This window comes from Alkalihalobacillus alcalophilus ATCC 27647 = CGMCC 1.3604 (assembly GCF_000292245.2).
Classification (GTDB): Bacteria; Bacillota; Bacilli; order Bacillales; family Bacillaceae_D; genus Alkalihalobacillus; species Alkalihalobacillus alcalophilus.
In genome coordinates this window covers 23,247-45,873 of record NZ_ALPT02000019.1, presented here as the reverse complement: position 1 = coordinate 45,873, position 22,627 = coordinate 23,247, and the positions used below count along the sequence as shown (strand labels likewise).

At 38.3% G+C, this 22,627-nt stretch carries 21 protein-coding genes; 20 read left to right on the top strand and 1 reads right to left on the bottom strand.

The window, feature by feature from the left end:
* Window positions 1-11 precede the first annotated feature (11 nt).
* From accB to BALCAV_RS07100, 17 genes are all read left to right on the top strand, one after another.
* Entirely contained in the window at window positions 12-497 is a 486-nt protein-coding gene (gene accB, locus BALCAV_RS07180; protein WP_003321376.1) for an acetyl-CoA carboxylase biotin carboxyl carrier protein, read from the top strand.
* Window positions 498-515: 18 nt separating this feature from the next.
* Window positions 516-1,874, top strand: coding sequence for an acetyl-CoA carboxylase biotin carboxylase subunit (accC, locus tag BALCAV_RS07175; RefSeq protein ID WP_003321375.1), 1,359 nt, complete (start codon window positions 516-518; stop codon window positions 1,872-1,874).
* A 24-nt stretch (window positions 1,875-1,898) separates the two neighbouring features.
* On the top strand, window positions 1,899-2,297 hold the full coding sequence (locus tag BALCAV_RS07170; RefSeq protein WP_003321374.1) for an Asp23/Gls24 family envelope stress response protein: 399 nt from the start codon (window positions 1,899-1,901) through the stop codon (window positions 2,295-2,297).
* A 181-nt stretch (window positions 2,298-2,478) separates the two neighbouring features.
* Complete coding sequence (gene nusB / locus BALCAV_RS07165) at window positions 2,479-2,874, top strand: transcription antitermination factor NusB (RefSeq protein WP_003321372.1); 396 nt, start codon at window positions 2,479-2,481, stop codon at window positions 2,872-2,874.
* Window positions 2,875-2,895: 21 nt separating this feature from the next.
* On the top strand, window positions 2,896-3,753 hold the full coding sequence (gene folD, locus BALCAV_RS07160) for a bifunctional methylenetetrahydrofolate dehydrogenase/methenyltetrahydrofolate cyclohydrolase FolD (protein ID WP_003321371.1): 858 nt from the start codon (window positions 2,896-2,898) through the stop codon (window positions 3,751-3,753).
* On the top strand, window positions 3,747-5,123 hold the full coding sequence (gene xseA, locus BALCAV_RS07155) for an exodeoxyribonuclease VII large subunit (protein ID WP_003321370.1): 1,377 nt from the start codon (window positions 3,747-3,749) through the stop codon (window positions 5,121-5,123). Before folD ends, xseA begins: the two co-directional genes overlap by 7 nt.
* Window positions 5,123-5,365, top strand: coding sequence for an exodeoxyribonuclease VII small subunit (xseB, locus tag BALCAV_RS07150; protein ID WP_003321369.1), 243 nt, complete (start codon window positions 5,123-5,125; stop codon window positions 5,363-5,365). The genes xseA and xseB overlap by 1 nt, the downstream gene beginning before the upstream one ends.
* A complete protein-coding gene (locus BALCAV_RS07145) occupies window positions 5,362-6,243 on the top strand; it encodes a polyprenyl synthetase family protein (RefSeq protein WP_003321368.1) in 882 nt (293 codons plus the stop codon). Before xseB ends, BALCAV_RS07145 begins: the two co-directional genes overlap by 4 nt.
* Before the next feature lie 604 nt (window positions 6,244-6,847).
* Entirely contained in the window at window positions 6,848-8,737 is a 1,890-nt protein-coding gene (gene dxs / locus BALCAV_RS07140) for a 1-deoxy-D-xylulose-5-phosphate synthase (protein ID WP_003322396.1), read from the top strand.
* A 5-nt stretch (window positions 8,738-8,742) separates the two neighbouring features.
* Window positions 8,743-9,561, top strand: coding sequence for a TlyA family RNA methyltransferase (locus tag BALCAV_RS07135; RefSeq protein ID WP_003322395.1), 819 nt, complete (start codon window positions 8,743-8,745; stop codon window positions 9,559-9,561).
* A 134-nt stretch (window positions 9,562-9,695) separates the two neighbouring features.
* Window positions 9,696-10,145 carry a transcriptional regulator AhrC/ArgR gene (gene ahrC / locus BALCAV_RS07130; RefSeq protein ID WP_003322393.1) on the top strand — a complete coding sequence of 150 codons (450 nt, stop codon included), beginning with the start codon at window positions 9,696-9,698 and terminating at the stop codon, window positions 10,143-10,145.
* Window positions 10,146-10,158: 13 nt separating this feature from the next.
* Window positions 10,159-11,859, top strand: coding sequence for a DNA repair protein RecN (recN, locus tag BALCAV_RS07125; RefSeq protein WP_003322392.1), 1,701 nt, complete (start codon window positions 10,159-10,161; stop codon window positions 11,857-11,859).
* Between the two features lie 115 nt (window positions 11,860-11,974).
* Window positions 11,975-13,282, top strand: a complete 1,308-nt coding sequence (gene spoIVB / locus BALCAV_RS07120) for a SpoIVB peptidase (protein ID WP_040323761.1) — start codon at window positions 11,975-11,977, stop codon at window positions 13,280-13,282.
* Window positions 13,283-13,588: 306 nt separating this feature from the next.
* Window positions 13,589-14,407 (top strand): sporulation transcription factor Spo0A, encoded by an 819-nt coding sequence (gene spo0A, locus BALCAV_RS07115; protein WP_003322390.1) that lies wholly within the window; start codon window positions 13,589-13,591, stop codon window positions 14,405-14,407.
* 1,290 nt (window positions 14,408-15,697) lie between these two features.
* Window positions 15,698-16,855 carry a putative cytokinetic ring protein SteA gene (steA, locus tag BALCAV_RS07110; RefSeq protein ID WP_003323221.1) on the top strand — a complete coding sequence of 386 codons (1,158 nt, stop codon included), beginning with the start codon at window positions 15,698-15,700 and terminating at the stop codon, window positions 16,853-16,855.
* Entirely contained in the window at window positions 16,856-17,515 is a 660-nt protein-coding gene (locus BALCAV_RS07105) for a glycosyltransferase family 2 protein (protein ID WP_003323222.1), read from the top strand. It begins immediately after the preceding gene.
* Window position 17,516: 1 nt separating this feature from the next.
* Window positions 17,517-18,317, top strand: a complete 801-nt coding sequence (locus BALCAV_RS07100; RefSeq protein WP_003323223.1) for a hypothetical protein — start codon at window positions 17,517-17,519, stop codon at window positions 18,315-18,317.
* A gap of 85 nt (window positions 18,318-18,402) precedes the next feature.
* Here the strand turns inward: BALCAV_RS07100 and BALCAV_RS07095 are convergent, their stop codons facing one another.
* On the bottom strand, window positions 18,403-18,720 hold the full coding sequence (locus BALCAV_RS07095) for a DUF2627 domain-containing protein (RefSeq protein WP_326938295.1): 318 nt from the start codon (window positions 18,718-18,720) through the stop codon (window positions 18,403-18,405).
* A gap of 325 nt (window positions 18,721-19,045) precedes the next feature.
* On the opposite strand from BALCAV_RS07095, the gene BALCAV_RS07090 reads away from it, so the two are divergent.
* Genes BALCAV_RS07090 through BALCAV_RS07080 form a run of 3 tightly spaced genes read left to right on the top strand, consistent with a single transcriptional unit; the run spans window position 19,046 to window position 22,618 of the window.
* Window positions 19,046-20,143 carry a Leu/Phe/Val dehydrogenase gene (locus BALCAV_RS07090; RefSeq protein ID WP_003323225.1) on the top strand — a complete coding sequence of 366 codons (1,098 nt, stop codon included), beginning with the start codon at window positions 19,046-19,048 and terminating at the stop codon, window positions 20,141-20,143.
* Window positions 20,144-20,170: 27 nt separating this feature from the next.
* Complete coding sequence (lpdA, locus tag BALCAV_RS07085; protein ID WP_003323226.1) at window positions 20,171-21,592, top strand: dihydrolipoyl dehydrogenase; 1,422 nt, start codon at window positions 20,171-20,173, stop codon at window positions 21,590-21,592.
* A 30-nt stretch (window positions 21,593-21,622) separates the two neighbouring features.
* Window positions 21,623-22,618, top strand: coding sequence for a thiamine pyrophosphate-dependent dehydrogenase E1 component subunit alpha (locus BALCAV_RS07080; RefSeq protein ID WP_003323228.1), 996 nt, complete (start codon window positions 21,623-21,625; stop codon window positions 22,616-22,618).
* The last annotated feature ends 9 nt before the right edge of the window (window positions 22,619-22,627 follow it).

Below are 22,627 nucleotides of genomic sequence, written 5' to 3'. Positions count from 1 at the left end.
AGCGTACATATATGTTATCTGTAAAAGAAATTAAAGAATTAATTAAAGCAGTCAATGAATCTGGTTTAGAGGAATTTAATTATGAAGAAGAAGGTACGAAGCTCCATTTAAAAAAACCTTCTAATGGACAGGTAGCTCAAGTGACTTCATTTGTGCCAGCCGTTTCGCATGAAGTAAAAGAGACGGTTGAAGCAGAAGTTGCGGAAACTGTGGAAGCATCAGAACAAGTAAAGAGTGCCGTGAGTAAAGAAGAGAATCTGCATACCATCACTTCTCCGATGGTCGGAACTTTTTATACCGCCCCTTCTCCTGATTCACCGGTTTATGTTGAAGCTGGAGATCAAGTGACAGAGGATACGGTTGTTTGTATCGTAGAAGCGATGAAGCTGATGAATGAAATTGAAGCAGAAATAAAAGGGAAAATCGTTGAAGTTTTAGCGGAAAATGGCGAACTTGTAGAGTTTGGTCAACCATTATTTGTCGTAGCACCAAGATAATAGTAGGAGAGTGTAATCATGATAAAAAAATTACTAGTCGCAAATAGAGGAGAAATTGCCGTTCGGATTATTCGAGCATGTCAAGAACTAGATATTGAAACGGTTGCTGTCTACTCAGAAGCAGATAGAGACGCTCTCCATGTTAAACTCGCGGACGAGGCTTATTGTATAGGACCAACACCTGCTAGCCAAAGTTATTTGAATTTCACTAATATTATGAGTGTCGCGACGTTAACAGAGTCAGATGCGATTCATCCGGGCTATGGATTTTTAGCTGAAAACCCTGATTTTGCTGAAATTTGTGCAGCGTGTAATATTAAATTTGTTGGCCCGAGTCCGCAAGCAATTAGCCGCATGGGGACAAAGGATGTAGCAAGGGAAACGATGGCCCAAGCTGGTGTTCCTATTGTTCCTGGTTCAGATGGTATTGTAGAAGATGTTGACGCTGGCTTAAAAGTGGCAAACGAAATTGGTTATCCTGTGATTATTAAAGCAACAGCCGGTGGTGGCGGAAAAGGGATTCGTGTCGCCAAAAATCCTGAAGAACTAAAAAAGGGCATCAATATTACTCAAAAAGAAGCTCAAGCCAACTTTGGAAATCCTGGTGTTTATATTGAAAAGTATATTGAAGATTTTCGTCATGTTGAAATTCAAGTCATTGCCGATGAGCATGGCAATACGGTTCACTTAGGGGAAAGAGATTGCAGCATTCAACGTCGCCTTCAAAAGCTACTTGAGGAAACACCATCACCAGCGATTTCAGAAGAGAAACGTAAAGAGATGGGAGATGCAGCTGTAAAAGCAGCGGAAGCGGTTGAATATACGGGAGCAGGAACAATCGAGTTTATTTTTGACCACCGCACAGGCGATTTTTATTTTATGGAAATGAATACTCGCATTCAGGTTGAGCATCCAGTAACAGAAATGGTGACCGGTATCGATTTAATCAAAGAGCAGATTCATGTGGCAAACGGAAAACCGTTATCGTTTAGACAAGAAGATGTAACGTTTAATGGCTGGTCGATTGAATGTCGGATTAATGCAGAAAATGCGAAAAAGAACTTTATGCCTTCACCAGGGACGGTAACTTCTTATTTAGTACCTGGTGGACTAGGTGTTCGAATTGATTCTGCGGTATACTCAGGTTATACAATTTCCCCATTTTATGATTCAATGGTCGCCAAAGTCATTACTCACGGGGCGACAAGAGAAGAGGCTATTGCTAGAATGAAACGGGCTCTTTCTGAATTTGAAGTTGAGGGAATTGATACAACGATTCCATTCCACATCCGTCTGTTAAATCATGAGACATTTGTTTCTGGGGATTTTAATACAAAATTCCTAGAAGAACATGCGATTATGGAAGATAGTAAGTAATCGAATAGATTGGAGGAAATGAAAATGAACGAGAATCATATTTTAGAATTAGATGAGCAAAAAAGCGAATTGGGAAAAGTAGAAATTTCACCTGAAGTGATTGAAGTAATCGCAGGGATTGCGGCTTCTGAAGTGGAAGGTGTCGCCAATATGAGAGGGAATTTTGCCTCAGGTGTTGCTGAAAAGCTAGGAAGAAAAAATCATGGTAAAGGCGTACGTGTTGACTTAAATGATGACGGGATTTTAGTTGATGTATCAGTTGTCATTATGTATGGTGTGTCTGTACCAGAAGTTGCGAAACTTATTCAAACGAATATTCAACAAGCTCTTCAAACAATGACGGCTATCCAATTAAATGCGATCAATGTTCATGTTGTTGGCATTCAATTTGAAACAACAGAAGCTGTTGTTGAAGAAAAATAAAAAAGTGTTTTATTCAGCTCGGTTTTGAAACAGTCAAGAGTATAAGCTTGACTGTTTTTTTTAGGTGGCTGTTACTTAGAGGCAATTGGCGATTTGCCTACCTTCTTTCGACAAGTGACAGGCACTTTCCACTATGGTATTATCAACGTATTAAACAAGCTTAAAGGAGCAAAGACAAAATATGAATCGTAGAGTAGCAAGGTTAAGAGCTGCACAAGCTTTATACCAAATGGATGTGGCTCAATCAGAGCCGAATGAAGCGTTAGAAAGTGTGCTTGATACAGGAGAAGAAGCGAGTGGATTTTTAAAAGATTTGATTTTCGGAACCGTCGAACATAAAGCAGAATTAGATACTATTATTTCCGCTAATTTAGTCGGCTGGACAATCGAACGAATGGGCCATGTTGACCGTGCGATTACAAGAATGGCTTTATATGAAATGCAATATATTGACGACATTCCGAAAAATGTCACGTTTAACGAAGCCATTGAGTTAGCCAAAGCATTTGGAGGGGAAGAATCCGGGAAATTTATTAATGGTGTGCTTTCCAAATCAATGGAGGAATTAAATAAATAGAGAAAAAAAGGAGTGAAGCAGGTGACAGCCACGATTCTAGACGGAAAAAAGATAGCAAAGAACAAAAAAATGGCGATAAAAGAAAAAGTAGAAGCGTTAGCAAATAAAGGAATCGTACCAGGGTTAGCTGTCATCTTAGTAGGGGAGGATCCAGCATCACAAACCTATGTCCGCTCAAAACAAAAGGCTTGTAAAGAAGTAGGGATTTACTCAGAATTAATAGAGCTTCCAGAAAGTGCATCGGAACAAACTTTATTAGTCGAAATTGATCGTTTAAACAATGATAACGACATTGATGGAATATTAGTACAACTCCCACTACCTAAACAAATAAGAGAACGTGAAGTGATTGAGCGGATCTCTCCCCAAAAAGACGTCGATGGATTTCATCCAATTAATATTGGGAAAATGATGATTGGTGAAGAAACATTCCTACCATGTACACCATTTGGTATTTTAGAAATGCTAAAGGAAACAAAAATTAATTTAGAAGGCAAACATGTTGTTGTCATTGGGCGCAGTAATATTGTCGGCAAACCTGTTGGACAATTACTATTGAACAAAAATGCGACCGTTACTTATTGTCACTCAAAAACCCGTAACCTTAGAGAATTAACGACCAAAGCAGATGTCTTGATCGTTGCAGTTGGACGTGACCGGATCATTAAAGCTGACGATGTCAAACAAGATGCGATTGTGATTGATGTTGGTATTAATCGAGTCGATGGAAAGCTTTATGGCGATGTCGATTTTGAAAATGTAAAGAATGTCGTCTCTTATATTACCCCTGTTCCTGGTGGGGTCGGCCCAATGACGATTACGATGCTATTAGAAAATACGATCCAATCAGCAATGAGGAGAGGGCTTTTATCATGTTAAAGCAAAATGTTTTAACCGTCACAGAAGTCACACGGCATATTAAGACGTTAATGGAAAAGGATTTTCAATTACAAAATTGTTGGTTACGAGGGGAAATTTCAAACTTTAAAAGACATAGTCGTGGCCATATGTATTTTACCATTAAGGATGAAAATACGAGGATGCAAGCAGTTATGTTTGCAGGCAATAATCGCTTTTTAGATTTTAATCCCGAAAATGGTATGAAAGTTATCGTTCAGGGAGAAATCAATGTGTATGAGCCATATGGTTCTTACCAAATGTATGTAAGGGAAATGCAGCCAGATGGTATTGGTAGTTTATATTTAGCTTATGAGAAGCTTAAAGCAGATCTTGAAAAAGAAGGGTTATTCTCTTTGGAACGGAAAAAAGCTTTACCTCAATTTCCAAAGAATATAGCAATTATTACTTCTCCTACTGGTGCTGCTATTAAGGATATTGCTTCTACATTAAAACGGAGATATCCGATAGCTCATTTAGCTTTATTTCCCGTTCTTGTTCAAGGCGAACATGCCCCCGCCTCGATTATTAATGCAATCGAACAGGCGAATTTGATTGGTCAATTTGATGTTGTCTTATTAGGGCGTGGTGGTGGTTCAATTGAGGAATTATGGGCATTTAATGATGAACATGTTGCAAGAGCAATAGCTGATTCTAATATCCCGATTATTTCTGCGGTTGGCCATGAGACTGATTTTACGATTAGTGATTTTGTCGCTGATTTACGTGCTCCAACCCCAACTGGAGCAGCAGAAATGGCTGTTCCCGATTTGAAGGACCTATTTATTCATATTCAGCAGTATAAACAAAGGCTAATGAGGCAAATGAATGAAAGAGTGCAGTTGGAACGAAAACAACTTGAGAGGCTTAATCGCTCCTATGCGTTTCGATATCCAGCTCAGTTGATTCGCCAAAAGGAGCAAGAATTAGATGGATTAATGGACCGGCAAAAACGGGCGATGTCGCAATTAGTGGCGAGTAAAAAAAGCACGCTCACTCAGCTTCATAAAGAAGTAACGAGAAGTCATCCGAAAGCTCGAATTGAGCAAACTGCAAATCAATTAAAAAGTTTAGAGGATCGACTAAAGGCAAAAACACATGAAACGATTCGTAGCAAACAACAAGGATTTCAATCATTAATTACGCAATTAAAGCTTGTAAGTCCGCTGCAGATTATGGAACGTGGCTATAGTCTTGTTTATAATAAAGATAACGAAATGATCAAAAAGACGACGCAAGTAACAAAAGGTGAGCACTTAAGCATTCAAGTAACAGATGGTTTAGTTCATTGTCATGTTGTCGATACGATCCGAACAAGCGACCAATTGAAAGAGGTAGAGGGGGATAAATGATGAGTGATACAAAAAAAGAAGAAATTAGTTTTGAAGAAGCGATGAACGAGCTTGAAAATGTAGTGGAACAGCTTGAGCAAGGAGATGTCCCTTTGGATGAAGCGATTTCAATGTTTCAAAAAGGAATGGAGCTATCTAAGCAGTGTCATGATAAATTAGAGCAAGTCGAAAAGAAAATGGACCGTATTTTACACCCAGATGGTGAAATAGAAGAGGTTCAGTTAGTGGAGGATGAAGGGTGAACGAACATCTTCAAGCATTTATAGAGGAAACGAAATTTGTGATCGATGAAAAGTTGCCGCAGTCGATTCGTGCTTTAAATGCTCCTGCCTCCTTAAAAGATGCGATGATTTATTCATTAGAGGCTGGTGGAAAACGAATCAGACCTTTGTTATTATTAGCGACCTTAAAAGGCTTTGATAAGTCATTTGAGACAGGTTACGAGTTAGCTTGTGCGATTGAAATGATTCATACGTATTCCTTAATCCATGATGATTTACCGGCAATGGATGATGATGATTTAAGAAGAGGGAAACCAACAAATCATAAAGTTTTTGGTGAAGCAACGGCAATTTTAGCTGGAGATGCCTTGTTAACTCATAGCTTTGAACGGATTGCTTCTTCACAACTTGCGCCGGAAAAGGTTGTTCGTTTAATTAAAGAGCTTGCGATTGCTGCTGGGCCGGTTGGGATGATTGGTGGGCAAGTGGCTGATATGGAAGGGGAAGAACGGGCGTTAACATTAGAAGAGCTTACTTATATTCATAACCATAAGACAGGTGATTTATTGACGTATTCTATTGTAGCAGGTGCGATTATAGCTGATGCTAGTGAGGAAGATGTTGAGCGTTTACGTCACTTTGCTCGTGAATTAGGGTTATTATTTCAAATTAAGGATGATTTGCTTGATGTTGAAGGTGAGCAAGAGCTGATTGGGAAGCCTTTAGGTAGCGATGTTGGAAATAATAAAAGCACCTATCCGAGCTTGCTTGGGTTGAATGAAACAAAAGAAGTATTAAATGCCCATTATGATGTTGCACTTGAATCCTTACATAAAGTTTCAATGAATACGAATCTATTAGAATCATTAGCTGATTATATAAAGAATCGTAATCATTAAGCTACTATGTTCTGCTGAGTCCTAAAGAGGGGGATGTTCCTTTTTAGGGCTTTTTTCTATGATAAATCATATGGCTGTTGTATAAAAAGGTTCTTCGGCTACCGCTGCAGAAATGATTGCTCCGCGTCCTGCTGGGTCCGACTCACCTGCGGAACGCGTAGGGTATCTCGCTGGTGGAGTATGCCAAATTATATACACCTTTGCCTTATTTACGTTAACGTTTGAGCAAAAAAAGACCACATGGTATAATATTAAACAGCTTTTATAAGCTAATGAGCCAAGCAATGAAAATAGTGGATAAATGCTAGAGAACGTTAAAAAACTTGGTGCTCTGAGCATAGTATTGAAGAAAAATGGACTGTATGAAGTTATAGTTAACCGTTTTACATAATTATCCTTATATTGACTTTTGAAAATCTTCTCTAATTTAGGTAAAAGGTTTTCATCTTTGTTTTTTCTGATACAATGAGGGGAAAGAATGAATTACGGTATGTATTTTGACTTTATTCTAAACAGACATAAGACGACCAAATGGCCAACATGAAATCAGCAATTGGCCCATATAAAAGTAAGATAAACTGACTCGAAAGTGAGTGTTTTGAAAATGAAGCTGGAAAATATTAAAGATCCTAGTTTGATAAAAGGCTACAGCAAAGCACAATTAGAGGAATTAGCTCAAGACATTCGTCATTTTCTAATTGAGAAACTATCCGTTACAGGCGGACATTTAGGCCCTAATCTTGGGGTTGTTGAACTGACATTAGTTCTTCACCATTTGTTTGAAAGCCCTAAGGATAAGTTTATTTGGGATGTAGGACATCAAGCATATGTCCACAAAATTTTAACAGGACGAGCTGACCAATTTGATAAGCTCAGACAATATCAAGGTTTATGTGGATTTCCCAAACGAAATGAAAGTGAACATGACGTTTGGGAAACTGGTCACAGCTCCACATCTTTATCTGCAGCGATGGGAATGGCGACAGCACGAGATTTAAAGGGAGAAGACAATAGTGTTGTGGCGATTATTGGAGATGGTGCTTTAACAGGCGGGATGGCTTTAGAAGCACTAAATCATATTGGGCACGAACAAAAGGATTTAATTGTTGTCTTAAATGATAACGAAATGTCGATTGCCCCTAATGTCGGTGCCCTTCACAATGTGTTAGGAAAATTAAGAACAGCCGGTAAATACCATAAAGCTAAAGAAGAGCTTGAAATGTTAATCAAAAAAATTCCAGCATTCGGTGGCAAGCTTGCCGCAACGGCTGAACGTGTGAAAGATAGCTTAAAATATTTACTCGTTTCGGGTGTCTTTTTTGAAGAAATGGGCTTTACGTATTTAGGTCCAGTTGATGGTCATGATTTAGATGACTTAATGGAAAATATGAAATATGCAAAGAAAACAAAAGGTCCAGTCCTCATTCATGTTCTCACCAAAAAAGGAAAAGGGTATGAACCAGCAGAAAATGATGCCCTTGGAACTTGGCATGGCTTAGGACCATACAAAATTGAATCAGGTGAAGTTGTGAAAAAGCCGGGACCACCTAGTTATAGTGGTGTATTTGCAGAAACGTTAAAGAAGATTGCCCGTGAAGATGAGCGAGTTGTTGCGATTACAGCGGCAATGCCTGGTGGAACGAAACTGGATGTTTTCGCAAAGGAATTTCCTGAAAGAATGTTTGACGTAGGGATTGCTGAGCAACATGCAACAACGATGGCTGGTGGCCTCGCCACACAAGGATTAAAGCCTGTTTTTGCTGTGTATTCAACTTTCTTACAACGAGGCTACGACCAAATCGTTCATGATATTTGTCGTCAAAATTTAAATGTCTTATTTGCGATAGACCGTGCCGGATTAGTCGGGGCTGACGGCGAAACACATCAGGGCGTTTTTGATATTGCTTATTTACGTCATTTACCAAATATGACGATTTTAATGCCAAAGGATGAAAATGAACTACAGCATATGATTTATACAGCTGTTCAATACAATGATGGCCCAATTGCAGTTCGTTATCCACGTGGTAATGGTTATGGGATTAAAATGGATCAACAATTAAAAACCGTTGAAATTGGAAAGTGGGAAGTTTTAAAAGAGGGCAAGGATGCCTGTATTTTAAGCTTTGGTACAATGCTTCCAGTCGCAGAAGAGGCGATCCATTACCTTGAATCACAAGGTATTCATGTTACCTTAGTAAATGCAAACTCAGCTAAGCCTTTAGACGAGAAGTTATTATCTCAGATAGCTGAACAAAACATCCCTATTTTAACTTTAGAAGAAGCGGCCCTTCAAGGTGGATTCGGTAGTGCGGTATTAGAATTTTATAATGAAGCAGGCTATCGTGATTTAACCATTAAACGAATGGGAATTCCGGATTACTTTATTGAGCATGGTAGTGTTTCCCAGTTACTTGAAGAAATCGGTTTAACGGCAAATCAAGTATCTGAACAGATCATCGCAATGGTTCCGAGACAAAGACAAAGGGCGTAACAAGCATGGCAAAAAAAGAACGAGTAGACGTATTGCTTGTCGATCAAGGTCTTTTTGATACGAGAGAAAAAGCAAAAAGAGCGATTATGGCAGGTTTAGTCTATTTAGATACAGAGCGTATTGATAAACCAGGAATGAAAATGGACAATGATGTTCACTTTACGGTAAAAGGAAATGTTTTACCGTATGTAAGCCGAGGTGGACTAAAATTAGAAAAAGCGATTAAGCTCTACAATCTTGATTTATCAAATAAAACCGTTCTCGATATCGGAGCGTCGACAGGAGGATTTACCGATTGTTCCTTACAAAATGGAGCAAAGATTGTGTACGCTCTCGATGTCGGGTATAATCAGTTAGCTTGGAAGTTAAGACAAGACGCTAGAGTTGTTGTAATGGAAAGAACGAATTTTCGCTACGTAACGGCCGAAGATCTTCATGAAGGCTTACCGGATTTTGCTTCGATTGATGTCTCGTTTATTTCTTTAAAACTCATTCTTCCCGTTTTAAAGACGCTTATAAAGCGGGGTGGAGAAGTGATTGCTTTAGTGAAACCACAATTTGAAGCAGGAAGAGAACAAGTAGGCAAAAAGGGTATTATTAAAGATGCTGCTGTCCATAATGAAGTTTTAACAAGTATGTGCCAATTTGTGTTAGCAGAAGGGTATGGGATTAAAGGAATTAGTTATTCTCCTATAACGGGTGGAGAAGGGAATATTGAATTTCTTTTATATTTAACATATCCAAACGAAGAATTAAAGGACATGGATTATCAGAGCGCGATTTCTGAAATTGTGACGGCCGCCCATACAGATTTAAAAAAATAAAAGTCGGGGAAAGGGAGAGCATAGGCTTAACCTTTCTCTTTTTTAGTCAGGTAATTTGTGAAAAGGTTGTCAATATCATTCGAAATGTGGATAATGAAAGCAGAAACTATATCTGAGAAATAGGTGATTTAGGTTTGAATAAAGGACAACGCCATATCAAAATTAGGGATTTAATTACAAATAATGAGATTGAAACACAGGATGAATTAGTCGAAAGGTTAAAGTCAGAAGGGTATAATGTCACACAAGCGACTGTTTCAAGAGACATTAAAGAATTACATCTTGTCAAAGTGCCGATGATCGATGGTCGTTACAAATATAGTTTACCAGCGGATCAGCGCTTTAACCCTTTACAAAAGCTTAAGCGTGCTTTAATGGACAGCTTTGTTAATATTGATCGTACAGAAAATTTAATTGTGATGAAGACATTACCTGGTAATGCAAATTCAATTGCCATCTTAATTGATAATTTAGACTGGTCGGAAGTGATGGGGACGATTTGTGGCGATGATACGATCTTAATTATTTGTAAAAATAAAGACGATGGACCACATATTATGGAGAAATTTTTAGATATGCTTTAAGGTGGGGAATGTGATGCTTGAAGAATTAACGATTAAAAACTTTGCGATAATTGATGAGATAACGATTCCGTTTGAAAAAGGCTTAACGGTGTTAACTGGTGAAACCGGAGCTGGAAAATCAATTATTATTGATGCAATCGGATTATTATTAGGTGGAAGAGGTTCTGTTGAATTTGTTCGATACGGTGAAAAAAGAGCGGAAATCGAAGGATTGTTTATTGTTGAGAAAAAACATCCAGTGATTAAAAAAGCAAATGAACTCGGGATTGAAGTTGAAGAGCAAATGTTCATTTTAAGGCGGGATTTAACCGCTCATGGCAAAAGTATTTGTCGAATCAATGGAAAGCTTGTGACTTTAGGAATATTACGGGAAATTGGTCAAACACTTGTTGATATTCATGGTCAACATGAGCATCAAGCGTTAATGCAAGGGGAACATCATCTTTCTATGGTTGATTATTTTGCCAAAACAGATACAGCAGAATATCAGAGTTTATATCGAGAAGCAATGACTTTACAAAAAAAGCTTAATGAATTTACTTATAATGAACAGGAAATCGCCCAAAAAATTGATTTGTATCAATATCAATTAAAGGAAATTGAAAGTGCGAAACTAATGCCTGATGAAGACAACCAACTATTTGCCGAGCGTCATAAATTAGCCAATAGTGAAAAATTGTTTAGCCTCTTGCAGGACAGCTATCAAAGCTTATACGGAGAAGGAAAAGGGTTAGATTTTGTTTCGAATACTTTGTCTAATTTAGAGATAGCTGCTACGATCGATAAAGATCTACAATCCTTATTTGAACAAATCTCAAATAGCTTTTATCTTATCGAAGAAGCGACTTTTAGTTTACGTGACCACGTTGAAGGGGTTGATTTTGATCCAGAACGACTCACCTTTATTGAGACAAGGCTAAATGAAATTCAGCAATTAAAAAGGAAGTATGGGCAAACGGTTGAGGAAATTTTAGAATATTCGGCTCGGATTGAAGAAGAGCTTGACTCGATTTTACATAAAGATGATCAAATCGATGAGATCAAACTTAAATTAGATACGCTCTGGTTGGATGTTAAAGTAGAGGCCGAGGCGATATCCGAAGTTAGAAAACAGGCTTCCAAGGACTTAGTAAAGGCTATTCACGAGCAATTACAAGAGCTTTATATGCAAAAAACGCAATTTGAAGTTCGCATTGAAGAAAGGCAGAGTCAGAATTTCTCTCAAAAATTTCAAAAAGATGGAATGGATCAAGTCGAGTTTTTTATTTCGACTAACCAGGGCGAACCAATGAAACCATTAGCGAAAGTAGCATCTGGTGGAGAGATTTCGCGAATTATGTTGGCAATTAAAACGATCTTTTCTTCCCATCAAGGGTTAACATCCGTTATTTTTGATGAAGTCGACACAGGAGTCAGTGGCAGGGTTGCTCAAGCTATTGCCGAAAAAATTTACGGGATTTCGGTTGGTTCTCAAGTGTTGTGTATTACGCATTTGCCTCAAGTAGCAGCAATGGCGGATACTCATTTGTATATTTCCAAACATGAAGCCAAAAATCGGGTCCATACAAAAGTCGAGAGTCTTTCAGCAAATGAAAAGACAAATGAAATCGCTCGGATGATTTCAGGAGTGGAAGTAACTGATTTAACGAAAAAACATGCAGAGGAATTATTGGAACTTGCACGAAAGCACAAAATAGCTAATATGAAAAGCTAACCAAAATAGGTTAGCTTTTTTCTGTTGGATCAGGTTATAAATGTTCGCTTCAAAGGCAACATTAGTAATACAGCCATCATGGAGGTGTGGGCTAGGAGCTAGGAGAGTGAAGTGAGTGAGAGGCGAACATATAAGAAAGTTGGTAGGAGTGGTCCTAATGCTCGGCCTTCTTAGCCTAGGAACTTCAAATATCGTTTCGGATTGGTTGGCCATTCCGCAAGAAATAACGGTATTCGAAGGGGTTGAGACAGAGCTTGTTGAGACCTCGAGTCCTGATATTACAAGTTTTATTAATCAAGAAAATAATACGATATCCTACTCAAGTACAAGTGAAGGAGATATAAATCGTTCACATATTACCGGACATGAAGTAGGTGAACAGGAAATGACATTTGAAGTAGGCGGTTTTCCTGTCAAGCAAGTTAATGTTAATGTTCTACCAAAAATCGAAGTTATTCCTGGTGGACAGTCAATCGGAGTAAAGTTAAACACAGAAGGCGTCCTCGTAGTCGGGCATCATTTAATTCCCACTTCAATTGGTGATGAGTCACCAGGGGAAGAAGCAGGGATTGAAGTAGGAGATATGATCGTCAAAATTAACGACGAACCGATTCAGCATATTACCGAAGTGGCGAATATCGTCCAAAAAGCAGGAGAAGGTAATCAACCTTTAAGTATTGAAATTAAAAGAAATAACCAATTATTTAACAAAGAATTAACACCGATAAAAGCTAAAAATGAACATTCATATCGATTAGGTTTGTATATTAGAGATTCAGCAGCTGGGGTAGGGACCTTAACTTTTTTTGACCCAGAATCAAAAAAATACGGTGCATTAGGTCATGTAATCTCAGATGTGGATACTCAAAAACCAATTGTAGTACATGATGGTCAAATTATTCGCTCTTCGGTCAATTCAATTGAAAAAGGAAGCAACGGTGACCCAGGGGAAAAATTAGCGAGTTTTAAAAATGCTCGAGATGTTCTTGGGACAATCGAAAAGAATAGCCCTTATGGAATATTTGGGACCTTAAAAAAGGATGATATAAAAAATAATCATTATGATCAAAAAATGCCGATAACGATGGCTCATGAAGTTAAAGAAGGACCTGCAAAAATTTTAACGGTGGTTAATGGGGAAGAAATTGAAGAGTTTGACATTGAAATTGTGAGTTCAATTCCACAAAAGCAAGCGGCAACGAAAGGGATGGTCATTCGAGTGACCGATCCAAAGTTGTTAGAAGCAACAGGTGGAATTGTCCAAGGAATGAGCGGTAGTCCTATTATTCAAAATGGGAAATTAGTCGGTGCCGTCACGCACGTTTTTGTGAATGACCCGAAAAGTGGTTATGGTTGTCATATAAGTTGGATGCTAGAAGAAGCGGGAGTTCTAGCACAGTTATCAGGAGCCAAAGCGAGTTAACTCGTTTGGCTTTTTTCGTGATTTCAGGAATCAATAGACAGATTTTCACTTTACCTATAATTTACTTTTGAAATAAACTCATCACTTCTCCTATTTTATGTTAAAGTAAGGATAGATAAAGAACATTCGACATATGGTGTATGTATGGAATGAATATTAGCGAAAAGGCTCGAAAATGAAAGGGATAGTGAGGAAATAGAAGAATTTCCAATAAAAATGAGAATTTTTAAATAATATAAAGGATTTAATGATTGCTTGTCGAAATCGTTAAAGACAAAATTAACCTGTTTATGAGGAGGACATTCCGTGGAGAAGATTAAAGTTGGTATTTCAGATGACAATCGAGAGTTAGTACATTTGCTAAACGAATACATTTCAGCGCAGGATGATATGGAAGTGATAGGGGTTGCTTATAATGGTCAGGATTGTTTGAATATGATCGAGAACAAACAACCAGACGTTCTGATTTTAGATATAATTATGCCTCACTTAGATGGGTTGGCTGTCCTAGAGCGTCTTTCGCAAATGAATATTCCCCAAAAACCAAACATCATTATGTTAACCGCTTTTGGTCAGGAAGATGTCACAAAAAAAGCAGTTGATTTAGGTGCGTCTTATTATGTTCTTAAACCATTTGACATCGAAGTATTAGTGACAAATATTCGAGAAATTGGAGGAGGCAAAAAAAGCTTTATCCAGAAATCAAGTGGTTCTGCGACATCTATTTTAAATGCAAATTCTTCTTCATCTTCTCGAAAAGAAAAACAAGGCTTCAATTTGGATGCAAGTATTACTAGCATTATTCATGAAATTGGAGTTCCGGCTCATATCAAAGGTTATATGTACTTACGAGAAGCGATTACAATGGTTTATAATGATATTGAGCTTTTAGGTTCGATAACGAAAGTATTATATCCAGACATTGCTAAGAAATTTAATACGACAGCTAGTCGTGTGGAAAGAGCGATACGTCATGCGATTGAAGTCGCATGGAGTCGAGGGAATATTGATTCGATTTCCAATCTTTTTGGTTATACTGTTAGCCATACAAAAGCAAAACCGACCAATTCGGAATTCATTGCGATGGTTGCCGATAAGCTGAGAATTGAACATAAAGTAAGCTAATAAATTATTATAAATACAAAAGAGTGGAAATGAACACCAAAACACGCTTTAGGCTAAAGCTGTTTTTGGTGTTTTTTGTTGTGGAAAAAAGAAGTAGAAATCGGCTTTGGCTGAGCGTGATATTTGTACAAGTAATAAACTCAACTTTCGCAGCGTATAATTAACCCTTAACCGTTGATAGAGATTGACTTTAGGGCGATACAACACTCAAATTGACTTTACATGAACGGTTCAATCGTTAACAGTCTGAACACATCTCTTCGTAGGCTGTTGAAGGAATCTGTTCACTAAAATGAAGCGCTTCGGCTGTCGCTCCCAAAACCATACTCCGCGTCCTGCGGGAACCTTGCGAGCCTCCTCGGCAAGCCTTGCGGGGTCTCGCTCCACGGTTTATTCGAGGCTGCTGAAAAACTGGTTGTTTTTGAAAATTGATGTTTTTTTGGGGGTCAAAAATGTCTCCCTACCACCCGAACGTCGCTTAGAAGCCAATCTGATGCCTCGTTTTTTTCTCGAAATTTTTTATTTTTAAAAAGTTGAACTTTTTCAGCAGCCTCGGTTTATTCCCGCGGGAGTCTCCGTATGGTTTTGTCCGCTAAGTGTCGTGGAGAGGCTTGATGATATGGCTTTTTTCAAATCAGCTATTTCTAACGCAGAAGGACCTTCTTCTTCACTTTGTTGGTTATGGAACTAAATAGGGAGTTGCCCCCTATTTTTTTTCGAAGTCTACAGTAATGAAAAGACATGATTCAAATCGAAACAAGCTCGATCATCTAACTAACGTACAGAGCATCAACACGGATTGATTTACAACTGTAACGGAATTAGTCATTGAAAGAGAAAAATCATTCTCAAGCTCATGTACGTTGAAGTCATGACTGTTTTTTTATTCAATGAGAAAACCAAACCTAGATTCGATTCCAGTATCTAGCGGACAAACAGACACGGAGACTCCCGCAGGAATAAACCGTCCAATGAGACCCCGCAAGCGTGAAACGCTGAGGAGGCTCATGAGGTTCCTGCAGGACGCGGAGTGTCTGTTTGGGAGCGACCGCCGGAGGGCATATATTATTTTTTTCTTACTGCACAGTTTATCCGTTTTGTAGTACGTTCTCGCTTTTCAAACGTGTCAAGGGCATTTGTTTAAGAGCTTCTATTCGCTCTGCCAACTAGTTGAACGGATTTTCTCGATGCGAAAGTTGAGTAATAAATTAAAGGAAAGAATCATTTTTTAAGACTATGAATGAGAAGAATGGCTCATACTAAAACCAATATTGTTAGGAGTGTTTTAGTATGTCCAATCTATTAGAGGGTAAAATTATTGCCCATAAAACAACAAAAAAATTAATTGAAATGATACCAAATGGGGAGTCAATGATCGCGGTATTATCGCATGAAGATTTAGATGGAGTAGCTGTGGATGGATTAATTGAAAAAAAAGTCAAAGCGATCATTAATTTTAAAACATCAATGAGTGGGAAATATGAACATAAACAAGTGCAAAGGCTACTGTCCGAAGGGATTCCTGTCTATGATCTTGAAGAAATAGACAAGCCATTCCACAGTCATTCTTTTACAGGAAATGTTCATTTTATTAAAGGAGATGACTTATATGAGAAAAGAGGCAAACAATCTCATCACCTTTGTCGTTTAATTCCCTATACAGAAGAGAAAATAACCGAACGTTTACAAACTGCGAAAGAAAATTACCAGCAGTTATTTTTAGACTTTATGAGTAATTCTCTTGCATACGCCAAAAAGGAAGTGCCTTTATTTTTGGCTCAATATGAGCTTCCGACTTGTTTTCAAATGCTAGAAGGAAAACAAGTGCTAATCGTCGCTAGAAATTGTTCGTATGAAAAAGATTTGTTTGCAATCAAACGAAAAATAAAAAAGGAAAAAATCATCGTCATGGCAGTCGATGGTGCAGCGGATGGATTGTTAAAGATTGGTGTGAAGCCAGATTTTATTATTGGGGACATGGATTCTGTATCTGAAAAAGCTTTATTATGTGGGGCGAATCTCATTTGTCACCGTTATATGTCAGGACAGTCCCCTGGAGCGGAAAGAGTTCAATCCTTAAACATAATGAACTGGGAGGAACTGCAATTTGTCGGTACAAGTGAAGATTTAGCGATTTACGGTGCATATTGGTCGAAAGCAGCTCATTTATTTTTGATTGGATGTCGAAGTGGGATGAAGGAGTTTTTAGAAAAAGGTAGGCCAGGTATGGGTTCAAGCATTTTAAGCCGGATTCAGGCTGGTGAAATGATTACAGACTTAAAAGGAATTCACATACTTGGTGGAGGCATTGATCAAGCGCCTATCTTTTCGCTTGATTGGTTTACTCAACTGTCAAATATGGTTTTGAAGTGGTGGGCTAAATACAATGTTCGGACAAAGTTAGCACAAGGCTGGTTTCAATTGAGACGGAAAAAGGAGAGCTTATAAGTGGTGCAAATTAGTGTGATCGTGCCTGCGTTTAATGAAGAAGAAAGAATAGCCCATACATTAAAAGCGATTCGTTCTCTTCCTTTTTCGCTTGAGTTAATTGTTGTAGATGATGGTAGTGATGATAATACTTTTTCTATTGCTAATCGTTATGCGGATGAAGTGATTCAATTGAAAGAAAACCAAGGAAAAGGAAGAGCATTAGAAGCAGGCTTTCACAAGGGGAAGGGGGAGTATATTCTTTGTCTTGATGCCGATTTAGGCTCAACAGCTAAAGAAGCCGAAGCCCTCATCCAACCAGCTCTGTTAGCTGAGGCTGATGTCATTGTTTCAAAAGTCGCTCCAGGAAAAAAGGCCGGCTTTGGATTGGTCAAAAAGCGTGCTCAAGCTTTAATTTTTGAGAAAACAGGTGTTAAATTAGAGGCACCCTTATCAGGCCAGCGTATTTTTCATCGCCAATGGCTCCCGTGTATTCAATCCATCCATTCGGCCAGGTTTGGCGTAGAGACGGAAATGTCGATTCGTTTTTTAGAGGCAGGGGCGAAAATTTTAGAAATCGAAACAAAAATGCAGCATCGTGAAATGGGGAAGAGCATAAAAGGTTTATGGCATAGGTGCAAACAATTATTAGATATTGAACGTTATCGAAAAGAGGTTTGAGATGTATCTCTATATTTTTATTTTGCCTATCATCGCTCTTTTAAGTATGTATGCGTTTTTGTCAGCTGGTTGGACGGTCCGAAATTATGAAGGGAAACAAGTCCCTTATAGCTTAGGTGTTCTTGTGGTCTTTGCCTATGCTCTTGTGATTGATTATTTCAATCTTGACTTAATGGCCCTTAGCACTTGGGCATTAATATATGTTTTGATTATTTGGGGCATAGGTTTTATTGATGATTTATACGGACAAAATTCACCAAAAGGAATTAAAGGTCACATAAATTATTTGATTAAACATAAAAAGCCAACAACAGGGATTTTAAAAATAGTAGGAACGATAGCAGCCTCCCTTTATATGACTATTTTTTTTGAACCGGAAACGACCTTTATTATGATTCGTTATTTTTTACTTCTCCTTCTTTTTCCACATGTCATGAATGCTTTAGATACACGACCTTTACGAGTGTGGAAGGTAAGTCTTTTCTTTTGGTTTGTTTTGCTTCTGGCTGGTTTTATTCCCTCCTTTCTCATTGTGATTTACATCGTAACGGTCTTTTATCTGCTTTTAGTTCTAGAAGGACACCGTATTGCGATGCTAGGGGATAATGGGGCGACGGTTATTGGCAGTATTTTAGCTCTTTGGACGATTACAGTTGCTTCTCCAATCGTTCAATGGTGTATATTGACGGTTTTAATAATAGTTAGTGGGATAATTGAACGTATTTCGATATCTGCTGTGATCGAAAAAAAACCATTATTACAATGGTTTGACAGACTTGGTGTCTCGATGAAAAAAACTTAAGCTGAAGAAAAGACAGTACTTGTCGTTTTAAACTCGTTCATCTGTTTATAAGCAGATGAACGAGGAGCAGCTCACCAAAGGAGCTCTATTTCTCTGCCTTTGGCTCGTCGAGTGACGAGTTTTTTTTGAATTTTGGTGAGATCTTTCCATTTTTCTTATCTCTATAAAAAATAAAACCTGCGATAAAACTTAATCCGGCTAAAAATAAAATTAGACCGAGGACAAATTCTAACGACAATGGTAAAAACGAAATATTACTAATTTGAAAAAAAGTATCTCTCATTAACTTAATTCCATATCCTGCGATAAAAACGGGAATAAGCATAATAGTTAAAGCGATAAAACGTCCCATTGTATGTGCCTCTTTCATTCTTTTTTCATTCATTCCTTTTAATTCTAACAAAAAATAATCGTTTTTAACACTATAAAGGTTGCAAGATTGTTTTATTTGAGTAATAGTAAAAGGAGGGAAATGAGAGCTGCAATTAGGACTTAGTCTTAATTTTTCCGTAAAAGCATAAAATAGTATTGAAATATAGTCAAATCTGCAACCGTTTGACGTGATAACTTTTACTTATCTTTGCCTATTTACCCTGTTACAGGATAGACGTGCTTCCTTCTTTCGGATCAATTATGATAGTAATAAAGCATTTGTATTACATAGTCTTTAATTTAACAGCTTGCTTTTTAAAAATTCATAACAGCTCTTAAGCTCAAGGAGGTTCATCATGCAATTATTTTCGGAAATGGAATATTACGATTATGAACAAGTGGTTGTATGCCAGGATAAAAGTTCAGGTTTAAAAGCCATTATTGCGATTCATGACACAACTTTAGGACCTGCCTTAGGTGGTACACGAATGTGGATGTACGAGAACGAAGAAGCTGCCTTTAATGATGCCTTACGATTAGCAAGAGGGATGACTTATAAAAATGCAGCGGCAGGACTTAATCTTGGTGGAGGAAAAACCGTGATTATTGGCGATCCACGAAAAGATAAAAATGAAGAAATGTTTCGAGCATTTGGCCGTTACATTCAAGGGCTTAACGGTAGATATATAACGGCAGAGGATGTCGGTACAACAGTTGAAGATATGGATACGATTTATCAAGAAACAAATTATGTAACAGGTATTTCACAAGCTTACGGTTCTTCAGGGAATCCATCCCCAGTTACGGCATATGGCGTGTATGTTGGAATGAAAGCAACGGCAAAAGCTGCTTTTGGTTCGGACGATTTATCCGGAAAAAAAGTAGCTGTGCAAGGGGTTGGAAATGTCTCTTATCATTTATGCAAATACCTTCACGAAGAAGGGGTTGAATTAATTGTGACAGATATCAATAAAGAGTCTGTCAAAAGAGCACAAGATGATTTTGGGGCTAAAGCAGTTGAGGTCAATGATATTTACAGTGTAGATTGTGATATTTTTGCTCCATGTGCCTTAGGGGCAATTATTAATGATGTGACAATCCCGGTATTAAAAGCAAAGGTCATTGCCGGTGCTGCTAATAATCAATTAAAAGATGAATCCCATGGTCATACTCTTCATGATTTAGGCATTTATTACGCACCAGATTATGTGATCAATGCAGGTGGTGTCATTAATGTGGCGGATGAGTTAAATGGCTATAATCGTGACCGAGCCTTAAAGAAGGTAGAAACGATTTATCAAAACCTAGAAACGGTTTTTGAGATTTCAGCTCGTGAAAAAATTCCTACGTTTAAAGCAGCAAATCGAATGGCAGAAGAACGAATTGCAAGAATGAAACAGTCACGCAGTCAATTCTTACAAGATGGACATCATATTTTGTCAAGAAGACACTAATTGTGACAAGAGGAAGGAGACGTCTATATGGCTGAAGAATATGATCTAGTGATTCTTGGTGGTGGAACTGGTGGTTATGTAGCAGCGGTACGAGCTGCACAAAATGGTCGTAAAGTAGCAATCGTTGAAAAAGGAAAGCTTGGAGGTACATGTTTACATAAAGGTTGTATCCCAAGCAAGGCCTTGTTACGTAGTGCTGAGGTTTTTGCAACAGCTAAAGATGCTAATAAATATGGGGTGTTAATTCAAGACCTCAAATTAGATTTCCAAGCTGTCCAAAGCAGAAAAGAGACGATTGTAAATCAACTACATCAAGGGGTCCAAGCGTTGATGAAAAAAGGGAAAATCGACGTATATGAAGGAAAAGGACGAATACTTGGTCCATCGATCTTTTCGCCACGTCCAGGTACGATTTCAGTTGAGATGAATGATGGAACTGAAAATATGATGCTTGTCCCAGAAAATATTATTATCGCCACGGGCTCCTCACCAAAGTCTTTACCTGGCTTAGATGTGGATGGCCATTTAATCTTAGATTCAGACGGTGCATTAGAATTGGAACAATTGCCGTCATCGATTTTAATTGTTGGTGGTGGTGTAATTGGCATTGAGTGGGCCTCAATGTTAGCTGATTTTGGAGTAGATGTAACTGTTTTAGAGTATGGAAATACGATCTTACCACAGGCGGATAAAGATATTGCGAAGGAAGCAACTAAGCTTCTAAAGCAAAGAGGGATTCAAATTGTCACGAATGCAAAGATTGATGCAGACTCATTGAAAAAGGGCGAAGATGTCACCGTGTCAGTTGATGTTTTAGGTGAAAAGATCGATTTTACAGCCGAAAAAATGCTTATTTCGGTTGGGAGAGCGGCTAATGTAGACGATATTGGACTAGTGAATACTGAGATAGAAATTGAAAAAGGCTACATAAAAGTAAATGAGTTTTATCAAACGAAAGAATCGCATATTTACGCGATTGGTGATGTCATTGGTGGATTACAACTTGCTCATGTTGCTTCACATGAGGGGTTGATTGCAGTAGAACATCTTTCACAAAATCATCCACAAAGATTAGATGAGCAAACAATTGCTACATGTGTGTATAGTCGTCCAGAAATGGCTAGTGTCGGGTTAACCGAGCAAAAGGCTAGAGAATTAGGCTTTCGTGTCAAAATAGGAAAGTTTCCATTTAAAGCAAATGGAAAAGCCCTTGTTTATGGAGAGGCTGAAGGTTTTGTCAAAGTCATTGCGAATGCGGACAATCATGATTTATTAGGAGTTCATATGATTGGGCCACATGTTACCGATTTAATTTCAGAAGCCGCCTTAGCAAAAGTGTTAGATGCTGCTGATTTTGAAATCGCTGAAATGATTCACCCACATCCGACCTTGTCAGAAATCATTGGTGAAGCTGCCTTAGCAGTGGACGGACGAGCGATTCATATGTAAAGAAAAGTAAAAATAAACGGAGGGTTTTTTATGACTGTTAATCGTCACCAAGCATTGGGGTTAACGGACCAAAATGTGATAGATATGTATAAAACAATGCTCTTAGCAAGAAAAATAGATGAACGGATGTGGCTTTTAAATCGAGCCGGAAAAATTCCATTTGTCGTCTCGTGTCAAGGACAAGAAGGAGCCCAAGTTGGAGCTGCATTTGCTTTAGATAATACAAAAGATTATCTTCTTCCGTATTATCGTGATGTCGGCATGGTTTTAGCTTTTGGGATGACGACACAGGACTTGCTTTTATCGGCTTTTGCCAAATCGGAAGATCCAAGTTCTGGAGGGAGACAAATGCCAGGACATTTCGGATCAAAGGCAAGACGAATTGTTACAGGCTCTTCACCTGTAACGACTCAAGTTCCTCATGCTGTCGGAATTGCTTTAGCAGGTCGACTTAGAAAAGAAGAATTTGTTTCGTTTACAACTTTTGGGGAAGGCTCATCAAACCAAGGTGATTTTCATGAAGGTTTAAATTTTGCAGGGGTACATAAATTGCCGGTTATTTTTATGTGTGAAAATAACAAGTATGCGATTTCTGTTCCAATTGAAAAACAGCTAGCTTGTGAAAATGTGGCTGACCGGGCCCAAGGATATGGCATGCCTGGAGTAACAGTGGATGGAAATGATCCTTTGGCTATTTATGAAGCTGTGAAAGAAGCGAGAGAACGTGCGTTGAACGGAGAAGGTCCTACGTTAATAGAGGCCATTTGTTATCGTTTGATGCCACACTCCAGTGATGATGATGATCGTACGTATCGTTCAGCCGATGAAGTTCAAGGAGCAAAAGAAAAAGATTCTTTAATCACTTTTGCCACGTATTTAAAAAGTGTAGATGTATTAAATGATCAAAGCTTACAGGACATTCATACAGAGTTAGACCAGTTAGTAAATGAGGCAACAGAGTATGCTGAAAAAGCCCCATATGCTGATCCAGAGTCTGGTCTTGATTTTGTGTACGCGAACAATTAGAGAGGAGGG

Coding starts and splice junctions, on each gene's coding strand:
- accB (WP_003321376.1), top strand. CDS start 12: ATGTTATCTGTAAAAGAAATTAAAGAATTAATTAAAGCAGTCAATGAA.
- accC (WP_003321375.1), top strand. CDS start 516: ATGATAAAAAAATTACTAGTCGCAAATAGAGGAGAAATTGCCGTTCGG.
- BALCAV_RS07170 (WP_003321374.1), top strand. CDS start 1,899: ATGAACGAGAATCATATTTTAGAATTAGATGAGCAAAAAAGCGAATTG.
- nusB (WP_003321372.1), top strand. CDS start 2,479: ATGAATCGTAGAGTAGCAAGGTTAAGAGCTGCACAAGCTTTATACCAA.
- xseA (WP_003321370.1), top strand. CDS start 3,747: ATGTTAAAGCAAAATGTTTTAACCGTCACAGAAGTCACACGGCATATT.
- xseB (WP_003321369.1), top strand. CDS start 5,123: ATGAGTGATACAAAAAAAGAAGAAATTAGTTTTGAAGAAGCGATGAAC.
- dxs (WP_003322396.1), top strand. CDS start 6,848: ATGAAGCTGGAAAATATTAAAGATCCTAGTTTGATAAAAGGCTACAGC.
- BALCAV_RS07135 (WP_003322395.1), top strand. CDS start 8,743: ATGGCAAAAAAAGAACGAGTAGACGTATTGCTTGTCGATCAAGGTCTT.
- recN (WP_003322392.1), top strand. CDS start 10,159: ATGCTTGAAGAATTAACGATTAAAAACTTTGCGATAATTGATGAGATA.
- steA (WP_003323221.1), top strand. CDS start 15,698: ATGTCCAATCTATTAGAGGGTAAAATTATTGCCCATAAAACAACAAAA.
- BALCAV_RS07100 (WP_003323223.1), top strand. CDS start 17,517: ATGTATCTCTATATTTTTATTTTGCCTATCATCGCTCTTTTAAGTATG.
- BALCAV_RS07090 (WP_003323225.1), top strand. CDS start 19,046: ATGCAATTATTTTCGGAAATGGAATATTACGATTATGAACAAGTGGTT.
- lpdA (WP_003323226.1), top strand. CDS start 20,171: ATGGCTGAAGAATATGATCTAGTGATTCTTGGTGGTGGAACTGGTGGT.
- BALCAV_RS07080 (WP_003323228.1), top strand. CDS start 21,623: ATGACTGTTAATCGTCACCAAGCATTGGGGTTAACGGACCAAAATGTG.